Origin of the sequence: Acinetobacter sp. HR7, assembly GCF_000773685.1 — a bacterium.
GTDB classification, from domain to species: domain Bacteria; phylum Pseudomonadota; class Gammaproteobacteria; order Pseudomonadales; family Moraxellaceae; genus Acinetobacter; species Acinetobacter thermotolerans.
The window spans coordinates 1-4670 of the sequence record NZ_JPQO01000164.1 but is presented as its reverse complement, the minus strand read 5'-3'; the positions used below and the strand labels follow the sequence as shown (position 1 = coordinate 4670).

The following is a 4670-nucleotide window of genomic DNA, read 5'->3' as shown; positions in this document are numbered from 1 at the left end:
TCGTTCCTCGCAGCTTGGGGCAGTTTTTCCAGTGCTGGGTATTGATCACAAAACTATGGATTCGCTTCGCTCATTGTCTTTTTTTGCTCGCTTCGCTCGGTCTAGGTGCATAGGACTGCATGAAAATATAAGTTTTCTAGGATTTAAGGCACTTAAAAGCGGTTTTTCAGGGAGTCTAGGCGCAACTTTTCGTTGTGTCGCTCGTAGACACTCGCTAATAACTTATTGATATTGTTTAGATATGCTTAAATAAAAGACAAAAAAGATAGGTTTAACGACCCTTATCGTTGTCTTGTTCTAAAGATTTTTTAATACTGGTAACTGAATTACGCTCATTAAGTTCTATCTCAAACGCTTTGATCTTCTGATATGCGTTTTTATCAAGCTGGTACATTTGAGCATCTGCCTTTTTCCAATGTTCATGTGTAACACCAAGATTTTTTATTCTCTGATAATCGGTTTTCAGGTTGTCATACTGGGCTTTGATACCATTGTCATGTTTATGGACTAAATCATCTAATTCTTTTGTCCATGCCTTGATTTTAAAGGGGTTGAATGGCTTATTTTGTTTATGGGTTTCTATCTGATTGAGTAAATTTTTACTCAATTCCATGTATTCACCCATTTTCTGTTTGAGGTTTTCTAGTTCCTGATGATGGATTTTTTCAGCTAAAGCGTGAACTTTAGTTTCAAAAAGACGAACAGCAATTTTTTTATCACTTATCGAAGTGTCTTGAACAATAGGGCTAGATTGCGCTGATTTGCGCTCTAAGCGATTTTCTTGAGGTTTTGGTAGTTCTGTGTGTGTTTTTGCTTCTGTGGCCGTATGAGCTTGTTTTGTGGCTCTAATCTCGGCTTCATGCTGATCTTTTGCTTTTTGAGTCCGTTCCAGTTGCTTTAAACCATCTAAAACCTTTTTGGATAGGACAATTTCTTGCTCTAATCCTTTTAAAATCTGCTGTTTTTCAGCGTTTCTAGCCTTGATTGCATTATTTTCTAGGGCAATGATCGGCATGATGATTTTTGGATTTCGTTCTTCAACTGGTTTTAATTGTTCACGCTCATATTTACGCTTCATGGCTGTAACTGCGCTTCCTTCATGCCAGGTAGCTTCTAAATCAATTCCTCGGTCTGCATAGCTGCGGTGATCTATACGGGCATCAAAGTTATTTTTTTCTAGGTAGTGATTTGCAAGATCGGCAAAGTCTTTACGCCAAGCTGCAACCGTTTCGGATGATTTCTCTTTGTTGAAATCACGAAATTTATTTTTAGAAAACTCGCCTGTGTCTTTGTCTAGCTGTCGGCTCGTAAACAGAATATGAGCATGATAGTTTCGTTCATCACTTCCACCCCTTGTATGCGGGGCATGAATGACAGCATCAACGATGACGTTATGACGCTCTACAATCTTTTTGCATAAATCATCTAGGAGCTGTTGGCGTTGTTCTGCGTTTAGCTCTTGGGGAAAGGCAATTTCAAACTCTCTTGCTAGGACTGAGTTTTTACGGTTCTCAACTTTTTCAACGATGTTCCAAAGGCTTTGACGGTCTAAGAGTTCTGCTTTTGCATTGTCAGGAGCATAGATTTTTTTAAACTCTACGCCTGTCTTTCTTGTGTAATCCTGCTCTTTCTGTTGTTTTTGGTCTATCAATTTTTCACCTGAGCGATAGGCAGCAGCAGCTATGGCACTTCGCCCATCTGCTCGACTGATCGCTTTAACTGAAAAGTGATAAATTGCCATTTTCTTTTTTGTCTTTTCTCAACAACAACAAAATAATTTTATGGGGTAAAGGGGTATCCCCTTTCGAACTTCCAAACTTAATGAAATTAGTTTGGTAAAGTGCGCCCTTCGGGAAAACCATTATAGCTTAGGAAGGCATTGAATCTCAATGGCAGGTATCCTATGCTTGAATGGTTTTTTAGGTATGGGAATTACAATGACAAATGAATCTTTAGAACAGAGAATTGCTAAACAGGAAGAACGCTTAAAGCAGCTTAAAGCTCAAAAGCAGGCTAAAGACGCTCGTGAAAAGGCAAAACAGAAAGAACAAGATCGAAAAAACGATACCAGACGTAAAATTTTACTTGGTTCGTACTTGCTCAACAAAATGGAAGATGAAGCAGAGAAAGAAAAAATACTCGCTGGCATCAACGAGTATTTAACAGAAGATCGGGATAGAAAATTATTTAATCTGCCATAATTAATTTTGTATTGTTTTTAGCATATTGATAGCAAAGGTTACTTTGCTTTCAATATCTTTAAGCACTGTTTTATCAAATGGAGCGTAAAACTCTGTCCTTTAGGTCAGAGATATAAGCGACACGACATGAAATGTCGTTTAGTTATTGAAAAACCTTACTCTCATTTCGATATGAATTAAAATAAATCCATGAAAACGCTTAAATTACGCATAAAAGACAGACATTCCAGTGTGCTGAACCAATTGGCATCCGAGGTGAACTTTGTCTGGAATTACGTGAATGAGTTGGGGTTTAAACACCTTAAAAGAAAGGGTGAATTTCTTAGTGCCTACGATATTGCCAAATATACCAAAGGCACATCCAAAGAGTGTGGCTTGCACAGCCAGACCGTCCAGGCTGTCACCGAAGAACTGGTGACACGCAGAAAACAGTTCAAGAAAGCCAAACTCAGATGGCGGGTCAGCAACAAGAAATCTGCAAGACGTTCACTTGGATGGATACCATTTAAGAAAGTCGCTATCAAGTATGCCGATGGCTATGTTCAATACGGTAAGCACCTATTCAAACTATGGGATAGCTACGGATTAAGCCAATACAGCGTTAAAACAGGCGCATTCGTTGAGGATAGCCGTGGTCGATGGTATGTCTGCCTGGTGGTAGATAGCCTTAAAACTGAGAAATCGACTGCAACTAAAGCGATTGGGATTGATCTTGGCTTAAAGGATATTGCTACCTGTTCCGATGGCACTGTGATTTCCAATCCCAAGTTCTATCGAGCATACGAACAGAAACTAGGAATTGCTCAACGAGCGAGAAATAAAAAGCGTGTCCGTGCATTACACGCCAAAATTGCAAACTGTCGTAAAGACCACTTGCACAAGGCCAGTAGCCAACTGGTCAAGGAAAATGCACTGATTGTCGTTGGCGATCTGAGTGCTAAAAAACTTGTAAAAACCAAGATGGCAAAGTCGGTTTTGGATACAGGATTTTCAGCACTCAAAACAATGCTCAAGTATAAATGCGAGAACGCAAGCGTATTGTTTGAAGAAGTCAACGAAGCCTATACCACCCAAACCTGTTCGTGCTGCGGTGAGATCACCGCAAGCAGTCCGAAAGGTAGAGCAGATTTGCGAATAAGAGAATGGCGGTGTGTGGAATGCGGTACATTCCACGAAAATCGGGATATTAATTCCGCACTAAATATTCTTGCGCTTGGGCATAAGCGTCTAGCAGTAGGAATCTCCCTCTTTTAAGGGGGAGAGGATGTCAAGATCATTGAAATCATCAAAATGTTTAATCTCAACATCAATAATAGAGCTTAAATATCCAGTCAATATCTTTGCTTTTACTTCATTACTCTGATTGAAAATAACATCATTGAATTTGGCAACTTCTTCATCAAAATTAAAATTATCTAACTCAATCATTATTTAAATCCTAATTTTTTTAAGTATGGAAGTAGTGTTTTTTGCTTTTCGGGGTCTTGGAGCATTGAACGTAAACGAGCTTTGAAACTTGCCATTTCTTCGCCTACATTCGCCATCCCTTGTATTTCAGGTAAATCTGCCAACTTACTGCTAAACATATCTAATTGAGCGTTCGAGAGTTTGAGAAAATTATTTTTAGGTTCTTCAAACATATCAATTGTGTCAGGGCATTTTAATTGCCCTTTTTCTTTATTTTTTTCTTTAAATTTTAGTTCTAAATGTGTGAATTTTCGACCTGTTTTTAATAGTTTATAAGTGATTTTAATAGGTGATTTTTCGTTAAGCTCATCAATTGCTGTATCAATAACACGTCTTTTTAAGTCTGCTGTTAGTGGATATTTATCATTTAAATCAAGCATATTTCGTAAGTCATCAAGCCTTATTTTTCGATAGCCTGTGCTTTTGAATTGCATCATTAATTCATAAAATCGAATGCTATATCCACTGCTTACCCCTGCTATATCTTGAAGGAAATATTGTGTGAAATTTGACGATAAGTTGCTAATAAAAGGCAATACAGACTTACTAAATCGTATAGCGGCTAAAATATAATCCTCTGCATAAGGATCGCTACCAGTCACCTCTTGGATAAATTCAGGATTAGCCAAAGCCCAATCACTATTATATTTCATGATGTCCTGAACCCATCGAGTTTTAAACGTCCCTGCTTCAGTTGTTATTGTGATAACTCGATTAAAAAGCCGGTCACATGCTTCTCTGATTTCCCTGCTTGCAGTTTTGGGGTTAATACCTAACTCAATAAACGATTCCCTTGTGATGCAATAACCTGTGTTATCGGTCACTTCCTCGCCTTTAGGTATGCACGATATAGCGGCTAAAATTAACCGTTGTTCATTTAAAGAAAGTTGATAACTTGCTTCAATAATATTATTTGCTTTGACTACTAACATTTTACTCATTCTTCTTAATCTATAGCTCAACTATGACACGATATTAACAGTGTCATAGTTATGCGTCAAT

5 protein-coding genes are annotated in these 4670 nt (G+C 38.1%); 2 read left to right on the top strand and 3 right to left on the bottom strand.

Going from position 1 to position 4670, the window contains the following annotated elements:
• Window positions 1-271: 271 nt before the first annotated feature.
• The gene (gene mobQ / locus GW12_RS08145) at window positions 272-1741 is read right to left on the bottom strand and encodes a MobQ family relaxase (protein ID WP_034586057.1); all 1470 of its coding nucleotides are present in this window, start codon (window positions 1739-1741) and stop codon (window positions 272-274) included.
• A 196-nt stretch (window positions 1742-1937) separates the two neighbouring features.
• Between mobQ and GW12_RS08140 the strand changes: the two genes are divergently transcribed.
• Both GW12_RS08140 and GW12_RS08135 read left to right on the top strand, forming a co-directional pair.
• A complete protein-coding gene (locus tag GW12_RS08140) occupies window positions 1938-2201 on the top strand; it encodes a hypothetical protein (RefSeq protein ID WP_034586059.1) in 264 nt (87 codons plus the stop codon).
• A gap of 189 nt (window positions 2202-2390) precedes the next feature.
• The gene (locus tag GW12_RS08135) at window positions 2391-3455 is read left to right on the top strand and encodes an RNA-guided endonuclease TnpB family protein (protein ID WP_034586054.1); all 1065 of its coding nucleotides are present in this window, start codon (window positions 2391-2393) and stop codon (window positions 3453-3455) included.
• Here GW12_RS08135 and GW12_RS08130 read toward each other — a convergent pair.
• Together GW12_RS08130 and GW12_RS08125 are read right to left on the bottom strand one after the other, a co-directional pair.
• Window positions 3429-3629: a hypothetical protein gene (locus tag GW12_RS08130; protein ID WP_034586051.1), complete on the bottom strand. Its 201-nt coding sequence runs from the start codon at window positions 3627-3629 to the stop codon at window positions 3429-3431. The genes GW12_RS08135 and GW12_RS08130 overlap by 27 nt on opposite strands.
• A complete protein-coding gene (locus tag GW12_RS08125) occupies window positions 3629-4600 on the bottom strand; it encodes a RepB family plasmid replication initiator protein (RefSeq protein WP_227504152.1) in 972 nt (323 codons plus the stop codon). Before GW12_RS08125 ends, GW12_RS08130 begins: the two co-directional genes overlap by 1 nt.
• Between the last annotated feature and the right edge of the window lie 70 nt (window positions 4601-4670).